The sequence below is a fragment of the Salinibacillus xinjiangensis genome (genome assembly GCF_009649735.1).
GTDB classification, from domain to species: Bacteria; Bacillota; Bacilli; order Bacillales; family Alkalibacillaceae; genus Salinibacillus; species Salinibacillus xinjiangensis.
The window spans coordinates 18,442-44,595 of the sequence record NZ_WJNH01000003.1; the positions used below are offsets into that span (position 1 = coordinate 18,442).

Annotated in this window: 28 protein-coding genes; 22 read left to right on the forward strand and 6 right to left on the reverse strand. The window is 39.0% G+C overall.

Translation table 11 applies throughout. The annotated features are described in order from the left end of the window. The first annotated feature begins 74 nt into the window (after positions 1-74). From GH754_RS05515 to GH754_RS05525, 3 genes are all read left to right on the forward strand, one after another. On the forward strand, positions 75-1,691 hold the full coding sequence (locus GH754_RS05515; protein ID WP_153727746.1) for an ABC-F family ATP-binding cassette domain-containing protein: 1,617 nt from the start codon (positions 75-77) through the stop codon (positions 1,689-1,691). 118 nt (positions 1,692-1,809) lie between these two features. Further along, entirely contained in the window at positions 1,810-3,060 is a 1,251-nt protein-coding gene (locus GH754_RS05520) for an ATP-binding protein (RefSeq protein WP_194841292.1), read from the forward strand. 82 nt (positions 3,061-3,142) lie between these two features. Continuing rightward, entirely contained in the window at positions 3,143-5,311 is a 2,169-nt protein-coding gene (locus tag GH754_RS05525; RefSeq protein WP_153727748.1) for a PAS domain-containing protein, read from the forward strand. Positions 5,312-5,375: 64 nt separating this feature from the next. Here GH754_RS05525 and GH754_RS05530 read toward each other — a convergent pair whose 3' ends face one another. Together GH754_RS05530 and GH754_RS05535 are read right to left on the reverse strand one after the other, a co-directional pair. Next, entirely contained in the window at positions 5,376-5,570 is a 195-nt protein-coding gene (locus tag GH754_RS05530; protein ID WP_153727749.1) for a hypothetical protein, read from the reverse strand. A gap of 325 nt (positions 5,571-5,895) precedes the next feature. Further along, on the reverse strand, positions 5,896-6,234 hold the full coding sequence (locus GH754_RS05535; protein WP_153727750.1) for a DUF192 domain-containing protein: 339 nt from the start codon (positions 6,232-6,234) through the stop codon (positions 5,896-5,898). A gap of 221 nt (positions 6,235-6,455) precedes the next feature. Between GH754_RS05535 and GH754_RS05540 the strand changes: the two genes are divergently transcribed. The 16 genes from GH754_RS05540 to GH754_RS05615 all read left to right on the forward strand — a co-directional run bounded on the left by GH754_RS05540 (position 6,456) and on the right by GH754_RS05615 (position 18,950). Further along, positions 6,456-6,665 (forward strand): Flp family type IVb pilin, encoded by a 210-nt coding sequence (locus GH754_RS05540; protein WP_153727751.1) that lies wholly within the window; start codon positions 6,456-6,458, stop codon positions 6,663-6,665. 85 nt (positions 6,666-6,750) lie between these two features. Continuing rightward, entirely contained in the window at positions 6,751-7,248 is a 498-nt protein-coding gene (locus GH754_RS05545) for an A24 family peptidase (protein WP_153727752.1), read from the forward strand. Beyond that, positions 7,245-7,625 carry a TadE/TadG family type IV pilus assembly protein gene (locus tag GH754_RS05550; RefSeq protein WP_228550151.1) on the forward strand — a complete coding sequence of 127 codons (381 nt, stop codon included), beginning with the start codon at positions 7,245-7,247 and terminating at the stop codon, positions 7,623-7,625. The genes GH754_RS05545 and GH754_RS05550 overlap by 4 nt, the downstream gene beginning before the upstream one ends. Before the next feature lies 1 nt (position 7,626). After that, complete coding sequence (locus GH754_RS05555) at positions 7,627-8,526, forward strand: TadE/TadG family type IV pilus assembly protein (RefSeq protein WP_153727754.1); 900 nt, start codon at positions 7,627-7,629, stop codon at positions 8,524-8,526. Between the two features lie 16 nt (positions 8,527-8,542). Beyond that, a complete protein-coding gene (gene cpaB, locus GH754_RS05560; RefSeq protein WP_153727755.1) occupies positions 8,543-9,175 on the forward strand; it encodes a Flp pilus assembly protein CpaB in 633 nt (210 codons plus the stop codon). Continuing rightward, positions 9,172-10,347 (forward strand): AAA family ATPase, encoded by a 1,176-nt coding sequence (locus GH754_RS05565; RefSeq protein ID WP_153727756.1) that lies wholly within the window; start codon positions 9,172-9,174, stop codon positions 10,345-10,347. Before cpaB ends, GH754_RS05565 begins: the two co-directional genes overlap by 4 nt. A gap of 23 nt (positions 10,348-10,370) precedes the next feature. Continuing rightward, positions 10,371-11,732 (forward strand): CpaF family protein, encoded by a 1,362-nt coding sequence (locus GH754_RS05570; protein WP_153727757.1) that lies wholly within the window; start codon positions 10,371-10,373, stop codon positions 11,730-11,732. Continuing rightward, entirely contained in the window at positions 11,732-12,700 is a 969-nt protein-coding gene (locus tag GH754_RS05575; protein WP_194841293.1) for a type II secretion system F family protein, read from the forward strand. Before GH754_RS05570 ends, GH754_RS05575 begins: the two co-directional genes overlap by 1 nt. A 6-nt stretch (positions 12,701-12,706) precedes the next feature. After that, on the forward strand, positions 12,707-13,627 hold the full coding sequence (locus GH754_RS05580; protein WP_194841294.1) for a type II secretion system F family protein: 921 nt from the start codon (positions 12,707-12,709) through the stop codon (positions 13,625-13,627). A gap of 140 nt (positions 13,628-13,767) precedes the next feature. Next, on the forward strand, positions 13,768-15,141 hold the full coding sequence (locus GH754_RS05585; RefSeq protein WP_228550152.1) for an aspartate aminotransferase family protein: 1,374 nt from the start codon (positions 13,768-13,770) through the stop codon (positions 15,139-15,141). A gap of 6 nt (positions 15,142-15,147) precedes the next feature. After that, on the forward strand, positions 15,148-16,014 hold the full coding sequence (locus GH754_RS05590) for a MurR/RpiR family transcriptional regulator (RefSeq protein WP_153727761.1): 867 nt from the start codon (positions 15,148-15,150) through the stop codon (positions 16,012-16,014). Between the two features lie 283 nt (positions 16,015-16,297). After that, positions 16,298-16,705, forward strand: a complete 408-nt coding sequence (locus GH754_RS05595) for a DUF4395 domain-containing protein (RefSeq protein WP_153727762.1) — start codon at positions 16,298-16,300, stop codon at positions 16,703-16,705. A gap of 15 nt (positions 16,706-16,720) precedes the next feature. Beyond that, the gene (locus GH754_RS05600; protein WP_323741870.1) at positions 16,721-17,248 is read left to right on the forward strand and encodes a nitroreductase family protein; all 528 of its coding nucleotides are present in this window, start codon (positions 16,721-16,723) and stop codon (positions 17,246-17,248) included. A gap of 132 nt (positions 17,249-17,380) precedes the next feature. Further along, positions 17,381-18,355 carry a UV DNA damage repair endonuclease UvsE gene (uvsE, locus tag GH754_RS05605; protein ID WP_153727763.1) on the forward strand — a complete coding sequence of 325 codons (975 nt, stop codon included), beginning with the start codon at positions 17,381-17,383 and terminating at the stop codon, positions 18,353-18,355. A gap of 86 nt (positions 18,356-18,441) precedes the next feature. After that, a complete protein-coding gene (locus tag GH754_RS05610; protein WP_153727764.1) occupies positions 18,442-18,624 on the forward strand; it encodes a YfhD family protein in 183 nt (60 codons plus the stop codon). A gap of 56 nt (positions 18,625-18,680) precedes the next feature. Continuing rightward, positions 18,681-18,950 carry a hypothetical protein gene (locus GH754_RS05615; protein WP_153727765.1) on the forward strand — a complete coding sequence of 90 codons (270 nt, stop codon included), beginning with the start codon at positions 18,681-18,683 and terminating at the stop codon, positions 18,948-18,950. Here GH754_RS05615 and GH754_RS05620 read toward each other — a convergent pair. The 4 genes from GH754_RS05620 to GH754_RS05635 form a co-directional block, all read right to left on the reverse strand. Next, a complete protein-coding gene (locus GH754_RS05620) occupies positions 18,947-20,764 on the reverse strand; it encodes a vWA domain-containing protein (protein ID WP_153727766.1) in 1,818 nt (605 codons plus the stop codon). The two genes, GH754_RS05615 and GH754_RS05620, sit on opposite strands and share 4 nt — an antisense overlap. A 6-nt stretch (positions 20,765-20,770) precedes the next feature. Continuing rightward, positions 20,771-21,643: an AAA family ATPase gene (locus GH754_RS05625; protein WP_153727767.1), complete on the reverse strand. Its 873-nt coding sequence runs from the start codon at positions 21,641-21,643 to the stop codon at positions 20,771-20,773. Between the two features lie 135 nt (positions 21,644-21,778). Beyond that, entirely contained in the window at positions 21,779-23,380 is a 1,602-nt protein-coding gene (locus tag GH754_RS05630; RefSeq protein ID WP_153727768.1) for a catalase, read from the reverse strand. Positions 23,381-23,429: 49 nt separating this feature from the next. After that, a complete protein-coding gene (locus GH754_RS05635) occupies positions 23,430-23,648 on the reverse strand; it encodes a hypothetical protein (RefSeq protein WP_153727769.1) in 219 nt (72 codons plus the stop codon). Positions 23,649-23,814: 166 nt separating this feature from the next. Here GH754_RS05635 and GH754_RS05640 point away from each other — a divergent pair, with 166 nt between their 5' ends. From GH754_RS05640 to wrbA, 3 genes are all read left to right on the forward strand, one after another. Then, a complete protein-coding gene (locus GH754_RS05640) occupies positions 23,815-24,231 on the forward strand; it encodes a Fur family transcriptional regulator (RefSeq protein WP_153727770.1) in 417 nt (138 codons plus the stop codon). 127 nt (positions 24,232-24,358) lie between these two features. Further along, positions 24,359-25,345, forward strand: coding sequence for a metal ABC transporter solute-binding protein, Zn/Mn family (locus GH754_RS05645; RefSeq protein ID WP_153727771.1), 987 nt, complete (start codon positions 24,359-24,361; stop codon positions 25,343-25,345). 113 nt (positions 25,346-25,458) lie between these two features. Beyond that, on the forward strand, positions 25,459-26,070 hold the full coding sequence (gene wrbA, locus GH754_RS05650) for an NAD(P)H:quinone oxidoreductase (protein WP_153727772.1): 612 nt from the start codon (positions 25,459-25,461) through the stop codon (positions 26,068-26,070). Positions 26,071-26,154 lie beyond the last annotated feature (84 nt).

The following is a 26,154-nucleotide window of genomic DNA, read 5'->3' on the forward strand; positions in this document are numbered from 1 at the left end:
TATCTTTATGTACCCTAAAAATGTTATACTTTCTGAAGGTTATCCGAGTATTTGAATTAATGGAGGACATAAATATGCTTACAGTACAAGATGTCAGTTTGCGATATGGGGATCGTAAGCTGTTTGAAGACGTGAATATTAAATTCACCCCAGGAAATTGTTACGGATTAATCGGTGCAAATGGTGCGGGAAAGTCAACCTTTTTAAAAATATTATCAGGTGAAATTGAGTCCCAATCCGGTGATGTGCACATTACACCTGGACAGAGACTAGCTGTGTTAAAGCAGGATCACTTTAAGTATGAAGAAGAGGAAGTCTTACAGGTTGTCATGATGGGCCATGAACGTTTATTTAAAATCATGCATGAGAAAAATGAAATCTATATGAAGCCTGACTTCTCAGATGAGGATGGAATTCGTGCAGCTGAATTAGAAAGTGAATTTGCCGAGTTAAACGGTTGGGAAGCAGAGTCCGATGCCTCCAAGCTGTTAACAGGACTAGGCATTGATGAATCCTTGCATAATCTCAAAATGGCGGATTTATCTGGTGGGGATAAAGTGAAGGTATTGCTAGCACAAGCATTATTTGGTCAGCCAGACATCCTACTACTAGATGAGCCGACCAACCACTTAGACATCAAGGCCATTCAATGGCTCGAGGAATTTTTAATCAACTTTGAAAATACCGTCATTGTTGTTTCCCATGATCGTCACTTTCTCAATAAAGTGTGTACTCATATTGCCGATATTGACTTTGGAAAAATCGAGCTTTATGTCGGTAACTATGATTTCTGGTATGAATCCAGTCAATTAGCTTTAAAAATGGCTGAAGAGGAAAATAAGAAAAAAGAAGAAAAAGTTAAAGAGCTCAAGAACTTCATTGCTCGCTTTAGTGCCAACGCCTCGAAATCAAGACAAGCAACATCACGTAAAAAATTGTTAGATAAAATTTCGTTAGATGATATTAAACCATCATCCAGAAAATACCCATACATTGCCTTTAAGCCTGATCGTGAAATTGGGAATGATGTCCTGTTTGTCGAAGGAATTTCCAAGACGATTGATGGCGAAAAAGTGTTGGATAATGTCAGCTTTACCTTGAAAAAAGACGATAAAGTTGCCTTAGTTGGAAGAAATGAATTAGCAAATACAACATTAATGAAAATTTTAATGGGTGAAATGGAGCCTGACGAAGGTTCTTATAAGTGGGGTGTGACGACATCTCAAAGCTATTTCCCTAAAGATAACTCTGCCTTCTTTGAAAATAGCGACTTAAACCTTGTTGATTGGCTGCGCCAGTATTCCCCTGAAGATGAGACGGAAACCTTCTTACGTGGGTTTTTAGGAAGAATGTTGTTTTCGGGAGAAGAGGTTAAGAAAAAGGCAAGTGTATTATCAGGTGGAGAAAAGGTTCGCTGTATGCTATCCAAAATGATGCTTAGTGGGTCTAATGTCCTATTGTTTGATGAGCCAACCAACCACTTGGATCTGGAATCCATTACTGCACTTAATAATGGGTTAATGAAGTTTAAGGGTGTCATGCTTTTCACCTCTCATGACCATCAATTTGTAGAAACGTTAGCGAATAGAATCATTGAAATTACACCGAATGGGCTTGTTGACAAAGAGATGTCCTATGACGAATATTTACAAAGTCCAGAGGTAGAAAAACAACTGGAAGCTTTATATTAAGACGAAAAGTGACTAATCTTTATTTTTAACAGGATTAGTCACTTTTTTCAATTTTTATTTACAACAATGTAAATTAAAGGTAAAATTAACACAAATGTCAACTTTTGGGGAGATGGATATGGGACTAACGATTCAATCTTTACTGAGTAATGTATTGTGTATCATTTTTCCACTTCTTTGTTATCTTTTATTTTTTAATGAAGAAGATACGACACGCACGTCAAAAATCTTTTCGAAGTTCTTTTTATTCATCACTATATCCTTATTTTTAACGTTGACATTTCCAGCCCATTATACAGAACATTTTACTTATGATTTGCGACTCATACCAATTCTTCTAGCTTTTTTATATGGAACTTACAAACAAGGTATATTAACGATTGCTATAATGCTATTACATACTTTTATTTTCGCACCAGCTGACTTTTCGCAGTATCTCGGAAATTATACCGTCATAGCCCTCATACTTTTTTTCCTAACAAACTACTATCGAAATGCTAGCCATTATAAGAAGTTTCTTACCCTAACGATCTTTTACTTCATCATTACGAGTACACGAGCGTTCTATTTACTGATTATTTTAGAGGAAACCAATCAGCTCTCGCTATTAATGATGTTATCATTCATTACTTGGTTTACCATCGTTTCTGTTATGCTGCTGATGGAAAATATGGATAAACAAATTTGGATGAAGCGCGAACTCCAGCATATTGAAAAAATGGATGCTGTCAGTCAGCTTGCAGCAACAGTGACCCATGAAGTAAAGAACCCATTAACAACTGTAAAGGGATTTCTACAAATTTTACGCGATAAATCATACATAGAGGATAAGGATAAGGAATACATAAAAATATCAATTGAAGAATTAGTAAGAGCTGAATATATGATACAAAACTACCTTTCGTTATCCAAACCGAATTCGAGAAAATATGAAGTCATTGATTTATCCAATCTACTGAAAGACTTAGCAAGTATTATGGCCACCTATGCAATCAAAACCAAGGTACATGTCATCACTTCGATCAAGGATGACTTACAAATATCTGGATTTAAATACGAGGTTCAGCAGGTCCTTCTAAACGTATTTAAAAATGCTGTAGAATCTATGGAAAATGGAGGGGAACTACGAGTTTGGGCTGAAGAAAAGGAACAGTTTGTAGAGGTAACCATAAAAGATGAAGGAAAAGGGATATCCAAAGAGGATTTGAAAAAAATTGGCACACCTTATTTTACTACAAAGAAAAAAGGGACAGGCTTAGGTCTTAGTGTAAGCTTTGAAATTGTGAAACGGATGGGTGGAAACATTCAGATTGAAAGTGAAGTGGGGAAAGGAACGACAATGACAGTTCAGTTTCCAATCGATGTATGAAGGATATAAATTTTTTCTTTTCTATCTAGATGCTTTACTTTACAATAAAATATAAGTGTTTAGAATCGAAAGGAAGTTTGGCATGGAGTTTCTATCATTGTCGTCAAATCCGCTTCTATTGTTTTTAGCCATTGTATTGACGTTTATGGCCACCTATACAGCACTCGACCTTTTTTTGTTAATTAAAGGCTCTGAACGGAATAAAATGTTTCTCTTTTTAGGTGCCATCACTTCAATGGGAATTGGGATTTGGGTCATAAATTTTCTAATGATGCTATCGTTAAATACGGATTCGTTGCGAGAATACAATCTTCCACTTGAGATTCTATCGATAGCTATTGGCGTATCATTTATTGGAATAGCTTTTTATCATATAATAGGTAAAGCCCTAAAAGTGTACAGCTTGTATGTCAGTAGTTTCTTTATGACTATGGCTGTCTTTTGTTTTCATGTATTGGGTGTCTTTTCCTTAAACTATAATCCGTCATACAATCCATTTCTCTTACTGATTGCGTTGGGCGTAATTTATTTTGCATTCTTTTTGTCTTTTTGGATTCTGTTTTCGAAAAACTTTTCCTATTCCAGTCAAGGCTGGCTACGGCCCCTAAGTACTTTAATTATTACGGCTGCAATTGTGGAGGGCTATTTTCTATTTACCAAGGCCTCTAGCTTCTATGATGGCAGTAATAATGGGGTTCAAGGTTCAACTGGACAAGACTCTTTCCTATTTTACCTTGCTATTTTTATATCTATGTTAATTTTAGTGGGATTAGTTATTACGAGCACACTAGTTGGGAAACGTTTGGAAACAAGTAATTCCAATCTAGAGGATATTACATCAGCACTTGATGCCTCTTCCATTGTGGCCATTACCGACCCACGTGGAACGATCACCTATGTGAACGACAAATTTGTTGAAATTTCCAAGTACAATGAAGAAGAATTAATTGGGAAAAATCATCGAATTTTGAACTCCGGCTTTCACTCGAGGGAGTTTTTTAAGGACTTATGGAGAACGATTGGGACTGGACATGTATGGAAGGGTGAAATACGTAACCGTGCAAAGGATGGTTCGATTTATTGGGTCAACACCACCATTGTTCCATTTATGAATAAAAAGGGGAAGCCGTACCAGTATGTTTCAATACGTACGGATATAACCAATCGCAAATTAGCTGAGGATAATCTGAAGAATTCGTTAAAAGAGGTTAGTGACTTTAAATTTGCTTTGGATCAATCTTCTATCGTGGCAATGACTGATCAAAGAGGTCGCATCACTTATGTGAACGACAAATTTTGTGAAATCTCGAAATATAGTCGGGATGAATTAATGGGACAGGATCATCGTATATTAAATTCCGGCTATCATTCCAAAGAATTTTTTAAAGAGTTATGGCGAACCATCGGAACTGGGAACGTATGGAAAGAGGAAATCCGCAACAAGGCTAAGGATGACTCGTATTATTGGGTAAACACTACAATTGTTCCGTTTTTGAACGATAATGGTAAGCCATATCAATACGTAGCAATACGTACGGATATAACCGATAAAAAACGAACCGAGGAATACATGCATCGACAAGACAAATTAGCAGCAGTCGGACAGTTAGCTGCAGGGGTTGCTCATGAAATCCGTAATCCATTGACCTCCATGAAGGGCTACACTGAGTTTCTAACCATGGATGAAGAGGATGAAGAACGGAAGGAGTATCTCGAAATTATATTGGATGAAATTGATCGTGTAGATGATATTGTAGAGGATTTCATGGTTCTGGCAAAACCAAAGGATTTAACGATGGAAGTAAAAGATATTGTGTCTGTAATGAACAACGTTTTATCCTTACTCGATTATGATGCACGTAAACAAGGTGTTGCCGTTCATCTTCGTTCAGAAGAAGAGGTTATGAAAGCTATTGTAGATGAAAATCGCATCAAGCAGGTTTTTCTCAACTTTGTCAAAAACGCAATCGAAGCCATGCCTAATGGTGGGGATTTAACCATTTCATTAGACTACAGCAATCAGAAATATATTCATGTTTCAATTACGGATACGGGCGTTGGGATTCCAGAAGAAAAATTGAAAAGAATCGGAGAGCCTTTTTATACTACAAAGGAAAAGGGCAACGGTCTCGGGTTAATGATTAGCTTCAAAATTGTTGAGAATCATAACGGGAGAGTTTATGTTGAAAGTGAGTTAGGAAAAGGTACAACGTTTAATGTACTTATACCCTCCAAACGATATTCAGGGTAGTTGAGGTCAAAAAGGATTCTATAATGGGTGAAAGAAATTTTCCCAAATAGAATCCTTCTTTTTATTATAAATTGTTAAATTGCTGCTTAATCTCATCTGCACCTAGTTGTTTATTGGCTGATTCGATTCGTTTATGCTCCTCAACAGAATCTCCTGGGAATGTCTCTTGATAGTCGTTTTCCACATCGGATGTTTGTACAGACAACTCCTTATTTTTTGGAGCATTGGTTTCAATCTGGTTCTTTTTCTTTACGCCCATCACTCATTCCTCCCTTACTATCCGTATTTTATGTGATTTGAGTTACATTATCCGTGGAGTAAAATATGGTGAGGTAGGGGATTTATGTGTTGGAGCGAATGAACCTCCAAGCGCTATTTTGAGGCATTAATTTTCCTCATTATTCTCTTGGGTGAGTTCCCAATAATAAATTTGCGGAATTCGATAAGTAAAACAGTACTCGTGGATTAATGCTAGGGTTAAAAATGAAATCAATTTCCAATCTAGAGCTTTGAGCACATACAACACCTCCACATTTTAGACCTTTAATATGTTGTATGTGCAAGCAGGGCTGTCTTATGTTCTATTAGTAGTGGATTTCGTCATTTGGTTGAATGTCGTATTTTTGAATGGTACCTTTAGGAAGTTCTATAGCCGCAACAGCACCTCGAACAGGCGTCACTACACGCCAAGGCTTTAGATGATTAACGGTTTTGAGAACTCTTTGCTCGTCATTAATAAATATCACGTCAATGGAAAAAAACATAAAAAACATATGAATAGAGTTGCAGGGAAGGATGATGATGCCTTCCTGTTTAAGGGGCTTTACCTTGAACATGAGTCCTTTAAACCGTTTCCAGAAGGTGTTGTAGAATTTAAGGTCTATGGGTACTTCGTATTTGATATTTTTTCTAATTATCTCCATAAACTAACCTACTTTCCAGACTTACCACTATTATTATAATGCTTTTAAGTATCCCGCGTGCTATTATAAGTCTTGCAAGGGAAAACAATTTGCAAATTGGCTGATGAACGAACGGATTTCATACGAACTTATTATTCATATTATATTATAAACTTAACCTCCAATCGGGAAACAGCCAGCCGGTGTAAAAAATTTCATATAATTTAATGGGGGTATACACAATGAAAAATCTAATTCAAAAATTAGTTAAAGAAGAAAAAGGACAAGGTATGACTGAATACGGTCTAATTCTTGGTCTGATAGCACTAGCAGCTGTAGGAATCATGGTTACTGTTGGCGACGAAATTGTTAAAAAGTTTGAAGATGTCGTTAATAAGTTCCGTACTCCTGGTGACGGTGCAGAGCCAACAACAACAACCTCAGGTTCATAAATAGTAAAATCTAAACAAACCCCGCTTATCTTAAATACATTTTGAGAAGTGGGGTTATTTTTTTGCAAAAAAGGAGTGAGCAAAATTGATCCAAATCATTCTAACCATCGTGTTAGTGATATCTTTAATCACCGATATTAAAGACCGAAAAATTCTTAACATCGTAACATTACCAACAATATTTTTTGCTTTTATTTATCATTTTATCATGTCAGGTTTTGACGGATTGCTCTTTAGTGCCAGCGGCTTTTTCGTAGGACTTGGTCTTTTGCTCATTCCTTTTATGTTAGGTGGAATGGGAGCGGGAGATGTCAAGCTCATGGCGGCTATAGGTGCATTGCAAGGCATGCAATTTGTATTCTACGCTTTTATATATACGGCTCTTATAGGTGGAATTATTGCGGTTGTGTTATTACTTAAACGTAAAGAGTTATTTCAATCGTTCCAACGAATTTTATTTGCGACTAAATTGAAAACATTGGAAGGTTTACAAAAGGATGATCTACATCATGCCTTTCCATATGGCATTGCTATCGTGTTTGGTACCTTCATTTACATGGGATTAGGAGCGACATGGTTATGATGAAGTCTGAAAGGGGACAAGCAGCCGTTGAGTTAGCTTTAACCTTGCCCATCCTTTTGTTGTTAATATTTGGAATGATTGATTTTGGTCGTATTTTTCACGCTTATTTAACATTAGAGCATACCAGTCGTGAATCTGCCCGAGTAGCAAGTGTGGGAGCTACCAATACCGATATTATTGATTATGCCTACCAAGCTGCAAGCGGTCTGAATTCTGAAGAATTAATTGTACACATTTCACCTGAAACAAATCGAACAAGAGGCACCTATGTCACTGTAACCACATCTTATCCAGTGGAATTGTTCACACCTTTTCTCGATCAAATTATGCCAAATCCATTTACGGTAACAGGTGAAACTGTCATGAGGGTGGAGTGACATGAAAAAAATATGGAAACGTGAAGATGGTGCCGTAATGGTGTTAGTGGCATTGGCTATGAGTGGGTTTTTAGCATTAACAGCCCTCGTGTTAGATGGTGGGAGTATTTATTTAGCTAGAAATCAATTGCAAAAAACAGTAGACGCAGCAGCTTTAGCCGGTGCACAGGACCTACCCACCTTCCCGGAAACTGCAAGTCAATCTGCTAAATGGGTAGCGACACAAAATGGCGGGGCAACCAGTTTGTCTGTCGAGTTTTTATCGGACCATAAAGGAATCAGAGTGAACGGGGAGAAAAAGGTCAACTTAACCTTTGGAAATGCGTTAGGGTTTGATGACCCGATTGTAACAGCAAGTGCTGTCGTTCAGCTTGCACCCATCACCTCAGCAAAAGGTGCGATTCCCCTAGGTGTTCAAAACAACACAGACATGACACAGGGCGATTTAATTGAGCTAAAAGTAGGGGACCCTGTTGTCGGTAACTTTGGTGCCATTGAGCTAACGGGCTCTGGAGCCAGAAACTATCGGGATGATTTTATCAATGGCTTTGACAAGACATTGCATGTTGGACAAATGTTATCAACCGAACCAGGGAAAATGAGTGGAGCCACAAAGGAAGCGGTTGATTACCGGATTTCCCTTTGTCCTGATGCCACCTTTGACAATTTTAGCCCAAGCTGTCAACGTGTGGTCTTAGTAATGGTGTATAAGCCAGTGAATGTTGACGAAACCAAAATTAAAGAGATTGAAATTGTTGGATTTGCTTCTTTCTTTTTAGAAGGAACAGCACCAAATGATGATTCTGTTGTGCTTGGCCGTTTTATTCAAACCACTCATAATGGCGGCAGTGACCCGGACCAATACAATTACGGCTCATATGGTTTAAAACTAATTCAATAGAAGATGGTGATGATAAATGAAAAGCCTTAAGAAGATGTGGATGATTTCGATTATATTAGGATTGGTTTTATCGACTTTGCTATATGTTGTGCTAAATCAACCGTCGACAACACCAGCTACAAATCCAAACGAAATTACAACGGAAAATGAGGAACAATCAGAAACAAGTGGATCTACTGAAAGTAAAACAGAAAATGAAACAGAAAATAATATGAAAGAAGAATTAGAAAGTATAGAGAAAGAGGAAACAGGCTTTACTATTGAAAAAGGCAAAAGAGCCATTTCCATACCAGTAAATGAATTACAAAGTGTAAGTGGGCATGTACAAAAAGGTGATTTTGTAGATGTTGTTGCAGTTGTCCCCGCACCTAAAGGGCAGGAGCCAAATGCTCAAATTCTTTTGCAAAAACTAAGGGTATTGGCTGTTGGCAAACAAGCTCCCGTCAATCAGGAAGAGGGGGAAACTGAGACTAATGTCTCTTATCAATTGATTACGTTAGAAGTGCTTCCCCAAGAGGGAGCAGCATTAGCCTATGCTACTGATCAGGGTTACTATACGTTAATGCTACGTGATCAAGAGGATAAAGAGGACTCTCCCCATATCCATGTGACCATGGATAAGCTAAATAAAGGAGTGATTCCGAAATGATGAATTATTTTATAATTTCCGGGAACCATTCTACGGCTGAAAGTATCAAAAAACTACTATATTACAATCGCAAATTCGCAAAGATCTTTCACAATTTGGAACAGCTGAAATCGTTTGTGACAGAGGATGACTATGGCGTTTTATTTATAACTTCTAGCACCACCTATGACCTTTATGATTTATGTGGAGATATTTCCTTACAGTGGCCAAACCTCAAGGTCATTCTCATTTCAGATGTAGAAGACATTGATTATAAAAAAGCGATGTATGTGGGAGCTACAGATATCGTCAGTCTTGAGTTTGAGGAAGAAGAATGGAAGCAGGCACTTGTCAAAGCGGAAAGCATTATTGAAATTAAAATGGAGGATTTAGAAAAGAAAAGTGACCAAAAGCCTGCTCGTATGATTACGGTTGCGAGTACAAAGGGTGGAATTGGAAAAACGACTATCAGTGTCAATCTGGCTGTTGCGTTGGCAAATCAGGAGCTTAATGTGGTTATCGTGGATTTGGATTTGCAATTCGGAGATGTTCCTTTACTGTTGGATCTACAGCCTAAGCAAACCATTTATGAGTGGCTTAAGGAATCTTATGAAAATGGGGATGGGAAAGTCATCCCATATGTAACCTATGACCCTCATACAAAAGTATCCGTATTAGCTGCTCCATCCTCTCCTGAATTTGCAGAGTTGATCACAGGGGAACACGTATCCAATGTTCTTTCTCAATTAAAGAAAGAATTTGATGTGATCATCGTCGACACGCCTCCATCCTTTGTTGAAACAAGCCTTGTTGCCATTGAAAATTCAGAGGATATCCTTCTCATTACATCCTTAGATCTTCCAGCATTAAAAAACGGGAAGCTAGCAATTGATACATTTGATTTACTAGAGCTGAATGACAAAATAAAAATTGTTTTGAACCGAGATACCGAAATGGAAGGCATGAACAAAAACACTGTTGAAAATATCCTTGGACGTAAGCTAGAGGTTTCGATTCCAAGTGATTATAAGACCGTGATTAGCTCCATTAACCTTGGAGTTCCGTTTGTGATTCGTTCACCAAAAACACAAGTAGCCAAATCCATGCAAAAGCTCGTCAAACAATTAGATTCCAAACCAGATTCGAACCAAAGAAAAACGAAAAAACGTTTTTCTCTTCTGCGTAGAAGGTAGTTTAGGGAAAGAGGAGATGCCAAATGTCGTTGTTAAAAAGGCTGAATGATAAGAGTGAAGGTCAAGCAGCTAGTTCTTCTGCATCAAAGAGTTCAGGTGTCTCTATAGGAAAAGAAGGGGGACGCTCACCAGAACACGAGTTGAAAACTTTGCTCCGTACTCATCTGATTTCAGAATTACGAAAGTTTGATGAAATCGATGATGACAAACAGAAGGAATTTTTAAATAAAGAAGCGATGAGCTTTCTCAATCAAGAAGGGGAACGTCTCTCCTTTGAAATGAAAAAGTCATTCATTGAGGATATCTCAAATGAATTAATTGGCTATGGACCCATTACACCATTTTTGAACGATCCAAATGTATCAGAAATAATGGTGAATGGACCGCATGATATCTACGTGGAGAATAGCGGGAAGTTAATCAAAACCCAAGCCTATTTTCGTGATCACGATCATGTTCTACAGGTGATTGAAAAAATAGTTTCACCACTTGGAAGACGAATCGATGAAAGTAGTCCGATGGTAGACGCACGACTGCCTGATGGCTCTCGTGTGAATGCGATCATTCCGCCACTTGCGTTAAACGGACCAACCATTACGATTCGTAAATTCCCACAAAGTCGTTTACAAATTGAGAATCTCATCAACTTCGGAACACTCAATGAAAATATGGCTCAATTTCTAGATGCTTGTGTAAAGGCAAGGATGAACGTATTTATTAGTGGGGGAACTGGATCAGGTAAAACGACCCTCCTTAATGTATTATCTTCCTTTATTCCTCATGATGAGCGCATTGTGACGATTGAGGATGCGGCAGAATTACAGCTATCGCAGGATCATGTTATTTCGTTAGAAACAAGACCACCAAACATTGAAGGGACTGGAGCGATTACCATTCGTGATTTAGTACGAAACTCCTTGCGTATGCGACCCGATCGAATTGTTATTGGTGAGGTCAGAAGTGCAGAGGCATTAGACATGCTACAAGCCATGAATACTGGACATGATGGCTCCCTTGCGACAGGTCATGCGAACTCCCCAAGAGATATGCTTTCAAGACTTGAAACGATGGTGTTAATGGCGGGAATGGATCTTCCAGTAAGAGCTATTCGTGAGCAAGTATCAGGGGCCATTGACATTATTATTCAACAAACAAGATTGAAGGATGGAAGTCGTAAAATTACTCACATCTCTGAAATCACAGGCATGGAAGGAGATACGATTACCCTGCAGGATTTGTTTGTGTTTAAACAAACGGATACATCTCCCGATGGCAAAATCGTTGGTAAGTTTGTGTCAACAGGGATTCGGCCTAACTGTGCGGATAAATTAATCGATTACGGAATTGACGTACCGAGCCATTGGTTCGAGGAGGAATGGTCATAATGATATTTATTTTGCTCTTTCTTTTAAGTACCTTAATCATCGGGATGATTGGGATCACAGTCAAGCGTAATCAATATATCGTTGAATCAAGACTGGAGAAAATATTTAACGATACGAGCGAGGACCATCACAAGCTAAAAGATCAGAAAGGTGAAGGGAAGAAAAAAGGTTCGATATTGAAATCAACGTTCCAGACATTCTCGAAAGCCTTTCAAGGGAAAAGTCAAGCGGAGAAATGGGAGCAGGCTCTAGAGTCAGCTGGGATTCCCTTGAAAGCTGAGGAGTTTGTTGCAATTCGACTATTGGCTGTTATCTTTTCGATCATGGCGGCTCTTACACTTGATTTCAATCTGTTTATAACAGCTTTGTTACCCATTGCGGGATGGATGGGGCCTGTATTTTATTTAAACTCAAAACGGAAAAAGAGAATTCAAGCCTGTTCAGACCAGCTCCCACAAGCATTAGGTACAATTGGAACCGCGATGAAATCGGGCTTTAGTTTTATGCAGGCCATGCAGATGGTGGCAAAAGAGGTGGCCGATCCATTAGGTCCAGAATTTGAAAAAACGATTCGTGAAATCAATTTAGGTATTTCCATGGAACAGGCCTTTCATAATTTACTAGAACGCTTACCAAACAATGATTTAAAGCTTGTGGTGACTGCTGTGTTAATTCAAAGGTCAACGGGTGGGAATTTAGCTAAACTTTTTGAAACCATTGAAGATACGATTAATGATCGCGTTCGAATGAAGGATGAGCTCAAAGCATTAACCTCACAAGGGAAAATGTCAGCGATTATTATTTCATTGTTACCTGTTGCGTTAGGCGTTTTATTAAATGTCATCAGTCCGACTTATTTTTCACCAATGCTACAGCATCCCCTAGGACTCGTCCTACTTGGTCTTGGAGCTGTATCGGGTTTCATCGGGTGGATGGTCATTCAAAAGATTGTGAGGATTGAGGTGTAGTTGATGATGGTGCTCATGTTATGGATAGTCGCCTTTGCTTTTTTTACCGTTATGTTGGCTACCGTTCAAGTTAGTCTAAATTATAATAAACTTCAAATTGAAAGAAGAGTGTCTCCGTTTATAGGTGCGAAGAAAGACAATGGAGAAGGTCATGACGAGGAAAACCTATCCTTTAAGGAACGAATGATTTTACCTATTGTAGAAAAATTTCAGGTATTTATTCTAAAACGAACACCTAAGCAAAAGCTACAGGAAATGGAGAACAAATTAAGAGATGCAGGAAACCCTTTTGGATTAACCGGAATTAATTTTATCGTCCTAAGAATGGTTATTAGTATGGCCTTTATTTTATTTTTATTTGTCATGTTTTTACCAACGGGACAGAGTATGGGAAAGATCATTTTCTTGGGGATTTTTTCTGTCCTTTTTATCAACTTTTATGCCAATTACTATATCGTAGCTAAGAAAAAACAGCGTGTGTTAGAGATGGAAAAAGCAATGCCTGACTTCTTTGACATGGTGACCATTTCCATTGAAGCGGGAATGGGACTGGACAGTGCTTTAAGACGTGTTTGTAAGCAAATGGATGGTCCGTTATCAAAAGAGTTTTTATATGCTTTAGAGGATATGAAATTAGGAAAGTCGCGTAAAAATGCGCTCACAGATTTGCGAAACCGAGTAGCATCTGATTTTCTTAAAAGCGTGGTAAGTGCTATTGTTCAAGCAGACCAATTAGGAATTGGCCTGTCTAAAGTACTTCAGGCACAGACACAACGAATTCGTGAACAGCAGCGTCAAAAGGTTAAAGAACAAGCGATGAAAGCACCAGTTAAGATGCTGATTCCAATGGTGCTATTTATTTTTCCGACCTTATTTATCGTTTTGTTAGGACCTGCTGTAATTCAGCTAGTGACTATGTGGTTATAAGAAGACCGTCATCGAATAGGTGATGGTCTTTTTTTGTGTTTTGAATAAAAAATTTCATAAAAGGGTAGATAATGTAATTAATATTTCATATAATGCAGACAAAGGAAATAAAAATTTCATTTGTAAAGGAGATTTTAAAATTGTTAAGTGAAGAAGCTTCCTTACTTTCAGACCCAAATCGTAAGTCTAGGGAATTGTATGAAAGGGCATGTGAGGTTATGCCGGGTGGGGTGACAGCAAATATCAAATATTTCGAGCCTCATCCAATCATGATGGAGAAAGGGAAGGGAAGCAAACTATTTGATGTCGATGGAAATGAATATATCGACTATCTTCTATGCTATGGCGCACTTATTCACGGACATGGTAATGAGCCGGTGATGAAGGCGGTTTATGATCAATTGGCCAATCAGGGGACGACCATATTTGGCACTCCACATGATTTAGAAGTGAAAATGGCTGAAAAATTAATTGAACTTTATCCAGGTATTGATATGGTAAGATATACAAATTCAGGTTTAGAAGCCACGCTATTAGCTGTACGAACGGCGATGGCATATACAGAAAAAGATAAAATTGCCAAATTTGAAGGCCACTATCATGGTGGGTCAAATCAATTTTTATTAAGTGTCAATCCAGATATTGAAAAATCAGGAACAGAGGATGAACCAGTAGCTGTTCCAGAATCTACGGGTATATCAAGTCATGAGGTTGAGCATACAATTATTCTACCATTTAATAATATGGATGCGACAGAGCGTATTTTGCGTAAGCAAGCTGATGAGTTGGCAGCTATTATCTTAGAACCTGTTCAGGGAGGATTTATTCCAGCGGATGAAGAATTTATAATAGGATTACGGAAACTTACCAACGAGCTTGGCATCCTACTTATTTTTGATGAGGTGAAAACCGGTTTTAGGACTTCACTTGGTGGTTGCCAAGAAATTTTCGGGGTGAAACCAGACTTAACTGCATTAGGGAAAGTGTTAGGTGGGGGATTTCCGGTTGGTGCTGTTGGCGGTCGTAAGGATATCATGATGATTAGCGCTCCAAATGGAGGTCGCGATATTCTGAGTGCAGGTGAGCATTCAGCCGGGAAAAAGGAAATTCTCTTTCATAGTGGAACGTATAACGGACACCCAACTGTATTGGCTGCAGGGCTAGCAACCATTCAGGCATTAGAAGAGAGCAACCAGATGCAGAAACTATGCGACCGCACTAAATTACTACGTCAGAAACTAGAGGAAGTGTATCAACGACAGGGTGTTGACATGCAAACCATTGGTATGGGGAGTATTTTCAACATTGTGCTAACGAAAGAAACCGTCAAGAACTATCGCGATTTGCAAAAGGCCAATATGTCATTGCGGAAGGTCATTGATCACGAACTTCTTCTTCAGGGTATTTATACAAAACCATTAAACCGCTATTCGATGTCAACGGCTCATACCGAAGAGGATATCGCTAAAACAGTCGAAATACACGAGAAAGCGCTGAAAAAAATTAGGGGGTAAGATTGAATGGGCAATGTTTATCAATTAATAGCAGAAAAAATCCCAGATATGAGCAGAGCACAGAAAAAAATTGGCGAATATATTCTTCAAAATCCGAATAATGTACCTTTCCTAACAGTTGGTAAACTTGCCCAGATTACTTCGGTGAGTGAGGCTACCGTTGTACGTTTTGCTACCTTTTTAGGATTCTCGGGATTTCCAGAGCTTCAACAAGCCATGCAGGATTCCCTTCGTAAGCAGCTCACTGCCACGGAAAGGCTAAAAATGAGCTCTGAGGTTTATGATGATCAGGAAAAATGGGTCTTTAACATCTTTCAGGATGACATATCCAATATCCGTTCCACAATGGAAAATCTAGATATGACGGCCTTTCATCGGACTGTTGATTTATTATTAAATGCAGAGAAAATTTATATTGTTGCCAGTCGCAGTGCTGTTTCCCTTGGCATGTTTCTTGACTATTACTTGCGAATTCTGTTGGACAATGTGGAATTCATCTCATCTTCTGAGTTAATCTCTGAGAAGTTTTATAATTTAAATGAAGATGATGTCGTGCTAGGGATTAGTTTCCCACGTTACACACAATCAACAATTAAAATGTTTTCGTTTGCACGGGAAAGGGGAGCCACTACCATTGCTATAACGGATAATCTATTATCACCATTGGTTCCATTAGCGGATGTTCCACTGACCGCCTCCAGTCGCATGCCATCGTTAATTGATTCATTTGTGGCACCGTTGAGCTTAATGAATGCAATTATTACTCAGATTGGGAATAGCAAGCAAGTTGATATTACTCAAAAACTTGATCATTTAGAAAGTATGTGGGATTACTTAGACATATTTCATAAGAAAAGTGAAAATACCGATTAAAGGCAGGGAGAAGCTTGAAGAACTATCATTGCTGCGCAACTTGTGTTCATTTTTTAGCTACCAAAAAGGATGGTAGGATTTTAACCAAATGTAAGCGTCTCGGTTATGAAACGAAATCACACTATCAGTTTAACTGTTGGGATCCAAAACCTCGTATTCGTGAGTTAATGCAGAAACAATCTGAGGATGGGGATAGGTAAGCGTCCAAAAGTTTGGTTTACTACCCTTTTCTCTTTAATCCAAGTAAAACACTATGTATAATAGGGTTAAGGAGGAGAGGACGATGACGATTCCAAAACCGCTTGTGCAAACCAATCAATCCTTTATTGTCATTTCCGTCATATTAGCGTTCGTGATTGATCCATGGATTTTACTGATTCCGTTTACGGTAGGAGTTATAACGCTACTTACAAAGAAAAATCCGGTGATTCTTATAGCGAAGCGTTTCCTGCCAAGGCCACCAAATGAATATATGCAGGAAGATCAACAACTTTTTAATCAGTGGGTAGCTACAACAATGTTAGGTCTATCGTTAATTTGCCATTATGCAGGCTTCCAGCTATTGGGAGTTATTTTTAGTGTCATGGTAGCTGTAGCTGCTTTGGTTGCCCTGTTGGGGTTTTGTGTTGGCTGTTTCATTCGATACCGATACATCATGTGGAAGCATAAACGTACGCAATCCATTTCATAAAGAGGTGACGGGAAAGTGAATGTAAAAGATGCAATTGAACAAAGGCGTGAAATTACGAAGTATGCGGATAAGGAAATTACGAAAGAGGTATTAGAAAATGTCTTAGATGCGGCTTATAAAGCACCTTCAGGAAACAACCTATTATCAAGGGAGTTTATTTTAGTAACGGACGCAACTAAGCTTGAGCAGCTTTCGGAATCAACACCCTTTGTCCCATGGTTAAAGGAAGCAAAAGCAGCCGTGGTTGTAACAGGGAGACCTGATATTAGTAAGTACTGGGTTCAAGATGCATCCATTGCTAGCGGATTTGTTTGGCTTGCAGCAGTTGAAAATGGACTTGGAGCAGCTTTTGGTGCTATTTATCATGCTACAGATGCAGAGGAATCGGAGAAAAGGGAAAATGTAGTAAAAAAGGCTCTGAATTTACCAGATGATCGCCGTCGCCGTGTACTTTCCATATTAGGATTAGGGTATCCGAATCAAGAATTGAAGGCGAAAAAAATGCTACCACGCGAATCAGTGGTTTATTATGAAACGATGTAAGAGGCATGCGCTGAGCATGTCTTTTTCTTTTCTTCAATTGAGGAATAGGTGCATTTCTAGAGTGCTAACAACGGACCTAATAATATTTGTTGACTTGACATAGCCTAAGGGTAAAAATTCGAGGAGATTCAAATGACAAAGACGTTGTTTCGGCTCGGTTATGTCGCCATGAGTGTCAATCTCAAAAACAGTTCACCATCGCAAACCATCACATACAAACGCTTTTCACAATTTGCAGACGAAGAAGCTGCGATTCAAAAGCTTGAGACAGTGGCGAAGTCCAATATACAAAATTGTCTTCGACTGTTAAAACATAATAAAGCCAATGATATTCATTTTTTCCGCCTAAGCTCAAGGCTAATTCCGCTCGCTACACATGATGCGTTAAAAGGCTGGGATTACATTAGTCCCATTAAAGAGGATTTGGAGGAACTGGGGGAATTTGCTGCCAAGCATGAAATTCGGATGGACTTTCATCCCGATCACTTTGTGGTTTTAAATACCACAAAAAAGGAAGTTATGAAAACATCTGTTAAGACACTGGACTATCACCATAAGCTTTTAACCCATATGAAACTAAAACCTATACATCGTTGCGTGTTGCACTTAGGCGGAAAATATGAGAATAAGGAATCCTCCCTTGAGAGATTTATAAGCAATTGGGCGCTTGTTCCTGCTCGAATTCAAGAGATGATTATGCTTGAAAATGACGATAAAACCTATACGCTTCATGACATTTTGTATGTCTGTGAAAAATTAAATATTCCAGCTGTATTTGACCTTCATCATCATATGGCCAATCATGAAAGGGAGGACTGGATTAGTGAGTGGGGGAGGGTAATCCAAACTTGGTCTGCATCACCTCTACCTGTTAAAATGCACATCTCAAGTCCAAAAAGTGATAAACAGTTTCGGGCTCATGCCAATATGATTGACCCTGAAATGTTTCTTACCTTTGTGAAGAAAGTCAATGGAAGTACGCCGCAGATAGACTGCATGATTGAGGCGAAACAAAAGGATCAGGCTTTATTTCAACTTGTTGATGATCTAAAAGCTAATTCAGAAGTCGAGATGGTTGACGAGGCTTCATTTTATCTTAAATCTTAACAAAAAGTGGATTCATACTTCTTCTTAGTAGTTGGCAATATAAAAAAGAACCATGTAATCCAAAAACATGGGAAAGGGGTATGACAATGGGCAGAGCGCAAAGTCAAAAACCACGAGATAAAAATCAGGCCAAGTTACCTCAAACTCCGCGAAGAGATATTGTGCCAGATGGACGTGACATCGAATTTGCTCAGGAATTTGCTGATCATGATGATTTAGAAGCACAAAAGAGATCAAGGGAAGCAGACGCTAGAGCTAAGCGTAAATAAAAGGGAAACGGGAAATCCATATCGGATTTCCCGTTCCAGTAAAAGGTGGTTAAAGCATGGAACATTTTCATGGCAATATGGTGAAAGGCGAGCTTTCAGGTGAAAAGGAGTTTGTCATCACCCAAATTAAAAATTTAGATACACAATCTGTTCTACATCCAAATCAACTCCAGGCCATGTATCAGTATCTATCAAAGCAGCTAGAACTAAGCGAGGACTGTATCATAACGGTTAATGATCAATTACCTGTAAGACTGAATGGACAGGATACTGAAAGTCTGCATCAGGATATCAATCAATTGATGAACATAATGAACCTTCATTAAGAGGCAATCATAATCAGCTTTTTCAGAACGCTTGCAAATTGGGCAGGTAATTCCTCAAGCTGATCCACTATTAAATAGTGATTGTTATACATGGATTCCATGATTTTTTCCTGTTGCTCTTCCTGACTGTCCATTTGAATCCCAATCGTATGAATCCCTTTTTTCTCAACCTCTTGAATGGCTTGTTTCGTATCCATTACGCCGTTTTGAAAATAATCAAAGGCGGCTGGCTTTCCATCTGTTAGGACTAATAAAAATTTATGCTGAGCTATTTGTTTCGTCAGCTTTTCGGCTACATAACGGATGGCAAAACCATCCCGGTTATCTTCTTCTGGTTGTAGCTGCATGAGATGTGGTCCCACTTTACTTTGCAAGCTATTTTCAAAGGAAATGACTTCATGAAAATAGTTCGGCTGATAGGTCTCATCACTATCCATGCCATCCTCCCAAAAACCAATAACCGAGTGGGGAATATCCATTTGCCTCAACGTTTCATGAAAGAGCACCATCGTTTCTTTCGTTTTTTCCATCTTATTCATCATCGATGAGGAGCAGTCTACAAGCAGTGTAAAGGAACAATCAAAGTGGTCGTCGTCGTCCTTTTTCACAAACATTTTAGGATTGTCTTGAGTAAAAAAGCGCACAAGCTTTTTATCTAATTTTCCATAATGCAAACGTCTAAAGTTGTTTTCTCGCTTTCGCTCTAATAAATCAGTTAATAATTTGACGAGCTTTTTCTTTTCCAATAACGTTTTTTGTTTAAAGTCTTCAAAGGCATCTCGGTTGGATGCGGTAATCGCCTCTAGCTCCTGTTCAATCGCAACTGCAAAGCGATTGGCTTTCCCTTTATTAAATCCGTCCTCATCCTCTGAATCAATCTTCTCACTGGATGCCTCAGAATGATCATTAAAGTCTGTCTGCTGGGATTGACCTTGAACAGATGCCATCACCTGATCTGTTGATTCACTTTCACGAGGGGTTTCGGAAAACTTCATATCCTGATGCTCCCCATCGACATCGTCAAACTGCATAAAGGTTTCCTCGGTCTCCTTTTTCCGCTTCCGACTCCACGTTGGAAGGGTTTCATCAAATGATTCATCCTCCTCCATCTCTTTGGCTCGGTTTACTTTTATTTTTGGCAGCGTGAAATAGGGATTAATCATATCCATTTTGACATAGTCGCTGACCAAGTGATAAATACCCCAGCTTAGGTCAATGACCTCGCTCGTATGCTTACATTCATAGGCGGTAAAGAGTTTCACCTTTACTTGATTCATCGTCTCTTCAGGGATTTCCAAAACAGTTTCTACCTTAAATTCCATCCCTTCTAGAAGACTTAAAGCAAGAAAGGAAAAGAGAATGTCTCCATCAAAGCTGCGCGTACGATTCACCTTTAATTGATCCTGGAAAAAATCCGCATATTGTTTTCTTCTAAAGTCAAATGCTTTAGAGGTACCAGGCCTTAGGGATTGAATTTTTTCCTCCAACCGCAAATCCTCCAACAAACTTACGAGCTGTTTCATAAAGGAAGGGAGACGATTTTTTTCGATTTGCTTTACAAAGGTGAGTAGTGCATTTCGATCACTATAGGTATAATTACCAAGGGCTCGTAAGTAGATATCGGTTTTTTCGCCTAAATGATGCTTGGTTGTCCGGTTTTCCCAAAAGCTACTGATTGTAATCTTCGGTGCATGAATATCCAAGAAAGAGACCTGGTTATATTGAATATCGACTTCCTTTTTCATAAAGGAGAAGGCTAAGTCTCTTAGCTGCATAAACATGAAATAGTTCATTTCTTTTTCAATAAAACTCATGCTTAATCATTCCTTAAAATAGGTTTCAGCTAGGTTCATCACAAAGCTTTTCTCTCGTTCATCATCTAATTTCTCTGAAATGGCATGCTCAATGGCGGTTAGAGGTGTAAGATAAACAGCAAGGTCACAAGCATCGAGAAGTGCACGAGTGGAGGCTGCTTCCTCAGATACCTTTCCTTTTTTCGTCTCCTCAATGAGTTCATCCGCCAATTTAGCCATATATTCAATCGTTTGGTTGTCAGTAAGCTTGGTTTGCGCTCTGATGACTTCTTTTAGCTGATCACCAGTAAGATAAGAAACCTGGAAAATGACAAATCGGTTTTTAAGCGCCTCGTTTAATGGTGTCGTTCCAATGTAGCCCTCATTAATGGCAGAAATCACACGAAAATCCTTGTGCGCTTTAATCACCTCGTTTGTAAAGGGATTGGTGATGGTTTTTCGGTAATCTAGTACCCCATTTAATATTGGTAGAGTTTCAGGCCGTGCCATATTAATTTCATCAATATATAAGGTGTGGCCGTTTTTCATCGCTTGAACGACGGGGCCCTCCACAAATTCAATCACAGATTTCCCATCCTGCTCACGAATGGTCTTGAAGCCTAGTAAGCTTTCTGCATCCAAGTCAACGGAGCAGTTAATGCTGTGCATTGGCTTTTGGTAGATGGCTGAAATGGTTTCCGCAAGCTTGGTTTTTCCGCTTCCTGTGGGTCCTTTTAGCAAAATGTTTTTCCCCATGTAATAGGAGATGACAGTCTTATGAATAAGTCCTTCTGTTTCAATAAAACCATCTTTGGTATATAAATGCTCGAAGTCATTTTGATAATCTGATTGTTTTTCAAGATATTCTTGAATTTCGGTAGGCAATTGCTCTTGAATCATGCGTAAAATGCTCCTTTTTCATTGTATATAATCATATCCTGTACCATTGTATGTGTTTGAGTGAAAAGAGTAAATGATTTGACTCACAGTTAGATAGAAAATGCCCCTTTTTGCGGTGAAAAAGGGGCAATGGATTTAGTAAGGTCTGGAGTCATGACCCTCATCTTCTGCTTGTTTAGGAGCTTTCTCAGCATCTTTATTACCGAGTGTATTCATACTTGAGCCATCCTTAGATGCATTCGCCAAGCCTTCTCGAAGCCTGCGCCCATATTCCTCATCTGCCTCTTCAGCTAGAGCTATCATTTTATGCTGGATGGATTGATCACACTGGGATAGGTCGCCGACAAGGTTGTTAATGAGCTCATCTTTTTCCCAGTCCTCGAACCAGCGATAGGTTTCACCAGCTTGTTTCGTATTGCTTTGACGGTCAATTGGCTCGCGAACTAATTCTCCTTCAACCTTTGGCGTATGCTCCTTGCCAACCTGTTCCGCTTCCTTTAATCCACCTAAAGATGACGGCTCGTAATTGACATGTGGGTTTTGCCCAGGTGCTTTATCATTTTCATATCGAAGCTGGCCGCCTTCCTGGTTGGTTGCCACTCGTTTTTTCGCTTTATTGATTGGTAGCTGTAAATAATTGGCTCCGACACGGTAACGCTGGGTATCCGAATAGGAAAAGGTGCGTCCTTGCAGCATTTTATCATCAGAAAAGTCTAATCCATCTACAAGTACACCTGTTCCAAATGCAGCCTGTTCCACTTCTGTATGATAGTTTTCTGGATTTTTGTTCAACACCATTTTCCCAACAGGAAGCCAAGGGAATTGATCCTCAGGCCACAGTTTGGTGTCATCAAGTGGATCGAAATCAAGCTCAGGGTGTGGCCCATCCTCCATAATCTGAACAAATAGCTCCCATTCAGGGTAGTCGCCATTTTCAATTGCTTCGTATAAATCTTGAGTTGCATGGTTAAAGTTTTTTCCTTGGATTTCTTCTGCTTCCTTAACAGTTAAGTTTTTAATCCCCTGCTTCGGTTCCCAGTGATATTTGATTAAGACTGCTTTCCCATCTTGATTCACCCACTTGTATGTATTCACGCCAGAACCCTGCATTTGGCGGTAATTGGCAGGAATCCCCCAAGGAGAATACACAAAAGTCACCATATGGAAAGTCTCAGGTGAATTGGCACAAAAATCAAAGAAACGTTGACTATCCTGGTAATTTGTGACTGGGTCTGGACGGAATGCGTGGATCATATCAGGGAATTTCATCGCATCTCTGATAAAAAAGATTTTGAGATTATTCCCAACTAAATCCCAATTTCCATCCTCTGTGTAGAATTTAACCGCAAATCCACGTGGGTCACGGACGGTTTCAGGTGAGTGGTTGCCATGAACAACAGTCGAAAATCGGACAAATACAGGAGTTTGCTTACCCTTTTCCTGAAATACCTTCGCACGCGTATACTTGGATACAGGCTCATCTCCAACTGTGCCATAGGTTTCAAAATAACCATGTGCACCAGCCCCGCGTGCATGAACAATTCGTTCAGGCACCTTTTCGCGGTCAAAGTGACTAATTTTCTCAATAAAATCGTAATTTTCAAGTGTTGATGGCCCCCGATTGCCAACGGTCCGAATATCCTGATTATTTGTCACAGGATGACCTTGGCGAGTTGTGAGGGTGTCATCATGTTCAATATTTGTTTGTGGTTTTTTGTCGTTTTGGTTGTTAGCCATTTTATTTCCCTCATTTCTATAGTGATTTCGTTTGCTTCCATGTTTAGCATTACTCGGATGGGGTGGAAATAATCGTAAAATTTTTTGGTGGGAGTTGTTCAGCATTTGGAGCTGGATGTTTATCATGGCGGGGCACATATTTAGCATGGTGTGCGTGTTCAGCATAAAGAGTGAGAACTTTAGTATAAAAAATTGGTATTACAGCAAAGGCACCGTAAACCTTAGCATAACCCTGTAGAACTTTAGGATTTGCACTAAACTTCAGCATTGGGCGTGAATCTTTAGCAAATCAGCACAATACTTCAGCATAGAGTAGCACATCTTCAGCATCCACTTCATACCACCTAGCTACCAGCCAACCCTCCCATATGTACATATCCACTTAAATCGATTATAATAGGAGAAAAGCATTTAATGATAAAGGACTGAGAGTATTGAATGCTAGAAAAGCTTTAGATATATTAAAAGAAAATGGCTATAAACAAACGAAGCAGCGGGAAAAGCTGATTGAAATTTTTCAGGGGAAAGATAAAGATCAATACTTTCCAGTTAAAGATATATTAGTGGAGTTTCAGGACGATTTTCCTAGTGCGAGCTATAATACGGTTTATCGGAACTTATATACGTTGGTAGATTTGAATATTTTGGAATCCACTAACCTGAATGGAGAGCAGCTTTTTCGTCTTCATTGTGAAACGGATGGGCACCATCATCACTTTATATGTACTCAATGTGGGAAGACGAAGCCGATTGAGGTTTGTCCTATTCAGCAGGTCGATGATTCATTACCAGGCTATATGATTCAAAATCACAAGTTTGAAGTTTATGGAACTTGCCCAGAATGTAATTAGAAACAGGGGAGAAGGATTCCCTGTTTTTTTACTGCTCCTCAACAAATAGTAATAATTACAGTTTACAAATCGTAATGATTACTATATAATATGTTTTGGAATTGTTGAGATGAGAGGAGAGACAATCATGAAAAAGACTATCGGATATGTAGTGACATTGATTGTGATTGTTTTTTTACTAACGGCCTGCAATGGAGAAAGCAATAGTAATGAAACACATAATGATGATACTTTAAATATATATACAACATTATTTCCAATTGAAGATTTCGTGACCAAAATCGGTGGGGAGCATGTAGAGGTTCACAATATTATTACAGCAGGAACAGACCCCCATACCTATGAACCTACAACTAAAATGATTGTTGAAATCGCTAAGGGTGATGCGTTTATTTATAGTGGAGACAATCTTGAAACTTATGCGGATCAAATTTCTGATGCCATCGAGACAGAGAATGTATCCATTTTAGAAGCATCAAAAGGATTAGAGGCAATGCATCATGAACATGAGGAGGGGAAAGCGCATCCTGTTAATGCTAGTGTTGAACATGGTGATGATGAACAGGATGATGCACATGGTCACAGTCATGATGTGGATCCCCATGTTTGGTTAGATCCAATCCGATCTATTCGGATGGCTGAAAATATTAAGGATGCACTAGTTCGTTTAAAGCCTGAATCGAAGGATTTATTTGAGCAAAATTTTAAAGATTTAGAGAACGACCTTGAAGAATTAGATTCATCCTTCCATGAGGTTATTAATCAGGCAAAAAGCAAGCAAATTGTAGTTTCCCATGAAGCCTATGGCTATTGGGAGGAAGCATATGGAATAGAGCAAATTGGTTTGTCTGGTATGAATCAATCTGGAGAACTATCACAAAAGGAAATAAAAAAAGTTATCAATCAAATAGAGGAGCTTAATATCCGGCACATTTTATTTGAGCAAAATACTTCCTCAAATATTGGAGAACTTGTGAAACAAGAGGTCGGAGCTGAGGCTTTGACTATTCATAACCTATCTGTTCGTACACATGAAGAAACTGAACAAGATGAGGATTATTTTAGTTTAATGAATCAGAATCTAGAAAACTTGAAGATAGCCTTAAATGAGTAAAATCCCTCTGAGAGAAAGAGGGATTTTTTTCATTTTTCCATGGATATTTTTTCTTGAATAGTACAACGCTATGAAGGAGGTACATAGTTTTTTATCTGAGAAAGGAGATTTTTATGGCAGATGTAAAATTAGCAATTATCTACTACAGCTCGTCTGGAACAAACTATCAGCTAGCGCGATGGGCGAGTGAAGGTGCAAGTGAAAGTGGGGCTGAGACCAAAGTTGTCAAGGTACCAGAGTTAGCGCCTAAGGAGGCGATTGAATCCAATCCCGCCTGGAAAGCCCATGTAGAGGCAACGAAGGATGTACCAGAAGCAAAATTAGACGATATTGAATGGGCTGATGCTATTATTTTTAGTGCACCAACTCGTTTTGGGAATTTGCCAGCACAAATGAAGCAATTTTTAGACACAGCTGGTGGACTTTGGGCTAACGGCAAAACGGTCAATAAAGTGGTTAGTGCGATGACATCAGCTCAAAACCCACATGGTGGACAAGAAGAAACCATCCTTTCCCTATATACATCGATGTATCACTGGGGAGCGATTGTAGTTAGTCCAGGTTATACAGATCCTGTTTTATTCGGTGCAGGTGGAAACCCATACGGTACAAGTGTATCGGTTGATCAGGATGGCAATATGATTGAGGATGTGCAGGGTGCAGTGAAGCATCAGGCAAAACGAACCTTACAAGTAGCCCAATGGGTAAAAAACGGCACACAATAAGGAAAGAGTAGGAAAGAGGTGTTCACCACATAACACCTCTTTTTTTATTGGCCAAAATTTCCACTCAAAAACTCTTCTCAACAG

What these genes read in the sequence shown, in the direction of transcription:
- GH754_RS05515 (WP_153727746.1), top strand. Translation starts at nt 75, where the DNA reads ATGCTTACAGTACAAGATGTCAGTTTGCGATATGGGGATCGTAAGCTG.
- GH754_RS05520 (WP_194841292.1), top strand. Translation starts at nt 1,810, where the DNA reads ATGGGACTAACGATTCAATCTTTACTGAGTAATGTATTGTGTATCATT.
- GH754_RS05525 (WP_153727748.1), top strand. Translation starts at nt 3,143, where the DNA reads ATGGAGTTTCTATCATTGTCGTCAAATCCGCTTCTATTGTTTTTAGCC.
- GH754_RS05530 (WP_153727749.1), bottom strand. Translation starts at nt 5,570, where the DNA reads ATGGGCGTAAAGAAAAAGAACCAGATTGAAACCAATGCTCCAAAAAAT.
- GH754_RS05535 (WP_153727750.1), bottom strand. Translation starts at nt 6,234, where the DNA reads ATGGAGATAATTAGAAAAAATATCAAATACGAAGTACCCATAGACCTT.
- GH754_RS05540 (WP_153727751.1), top strand. Translation starts at nt 6,456, where the DNA reads ATGAAAAATCTAATTCAAAAATTAGTTAAAGAAGAAAAAGGACAAGGT.
- GH754_RS05550 (WP_228550151.1), top strand. Translation starts at nt 7,245, where the DNA reads ATGATGAAGTCTGAAAGGGGACAAGCAGCCGTTGAGTTAGCTTTAACC.
- GH754_RS05555 (WP_153727754.1), top strand. Translation starts at nt 7,627, where the DNA reads ATGAAAAAAATATGGAAACGTGAAGATGGTGCCGTAATGGTGTTAGTG.
- cpaB (WP_153727755.1), top strand. Translation starts at nt 8,543, where the DNA reads ATGAAAAGCCTTAAGAAGATGTGGATGATTTCGATTATATTAGGATTG.
- GH754_RS05565 (WP_153727756.1), top strand. Translation starts at nt 9,172, where the DNA reads ATGATGAATTATTTTATAATTTCCGGGAACCATTCTACGGCTGAAAGT.
- GH754_RS05570 (WP_153727757.1), top strand. Translation starts at nt 10,371, where the DNA reads ATGTCGTTGTTAAAAAGGCTGAATGATAAGAGTGAAGGTCAAGCAGCT.
- GH754_RS05575 (WP_194841293.1), top strand. Translation starts at nt 11,732, where the DNA reads ATGATATTTATTTTGCTCTTTCTTTTAAGTACCTTAATCATCGGGATG.
- GH754_RS05580 (WP_194841294.1), top strand. Translation starts at nt 12,707, where the DNA reads ATGGTGCTCATGTTATGGATAGTCGCCTTTGCTTTTTTTACCGTTATG.
- GH754_RS05590 (WP_153727761.1), top strand. Translation starts at nt 15,148, where the DNA reads ATGGGCAATGTTTATCAATTAATAGCAGAAAAAATCCCAGATATGAGC.
- GH754_RS05595 (WP_153727762.1), top strand. Translation starts at nt 16,298, where the DNA reads ATGACGATTCCAAAACCGCTTGTGCAAACCAATCAATCCTTTATTGTC.
- uvsE (WP_153727763.1), top strand. Translation starts at nt 17,381, where the DNA reads ATGACAAAGACGTTGTTTCGGCTCGGTTATGTCGCCATGAGTGTCAAT.
- GH754_RS05610 (WP_153727764.1), top strand. Translation starts at nt 18,442, where the DNA reads ATGGGCAGAGCGCAAAGTCAAAAACCACGAGATAAAAATCAGGCCAAG.
- GH754_RS05615 (WP_153727765.1), top strand. Translation starts at nt 18,681, where the DNA reads ATGGAACATTTTCATGGCAATATGGTGAAAGGCGAGCTTTCAGGTGAA.
- GH754_RS05620 (WP_153727766.1), bottom strand. Translation starts at nt 20,764, where the DNA reads ATGAGTTTTATTGAAAAAGAAATGAACTATTTCATGTTTATGCAGCTA.
- GH754_RS05625 (WP_153727767.1), bottom strand. Translation starts at nt 21,643, where the DNA reads ATGATTCAAGAGCAATTGCCTACCGAAATTCAAGAATATCTTGAAAAA.
- GH754_RS05630 (WP_153727768.1), bottom strand. Translation starts at nt 23,380, where the DNA reads ATGGCTAACAACCAAAACGACAAAAAACCACAAACAAATATTGAACAT.
- GH754_RS05635 (WP_153727769.1), bottom strand. Translation starts at nt 23,648, where the DNA reads ATGCTGAAGTTTAGTGCAAATCCTAAAGTTCTACAGGGTTATGCTAAG.
- GH754_RS05645 (WP_153727771.1), top strand. Translation starts at nt 24,359, where the DNA reads ATGAAAAAGACTATCGGATATGTAGTGACATTGATTGTGATTGTTTTT.
- wrbA (WP_153727772.1), top strand. Translation starts at nt 25,459, where the DNA reads ATGGCAGATGTAAAATTAGCAATTATCTACTACAGCTCGTCTGGAACA.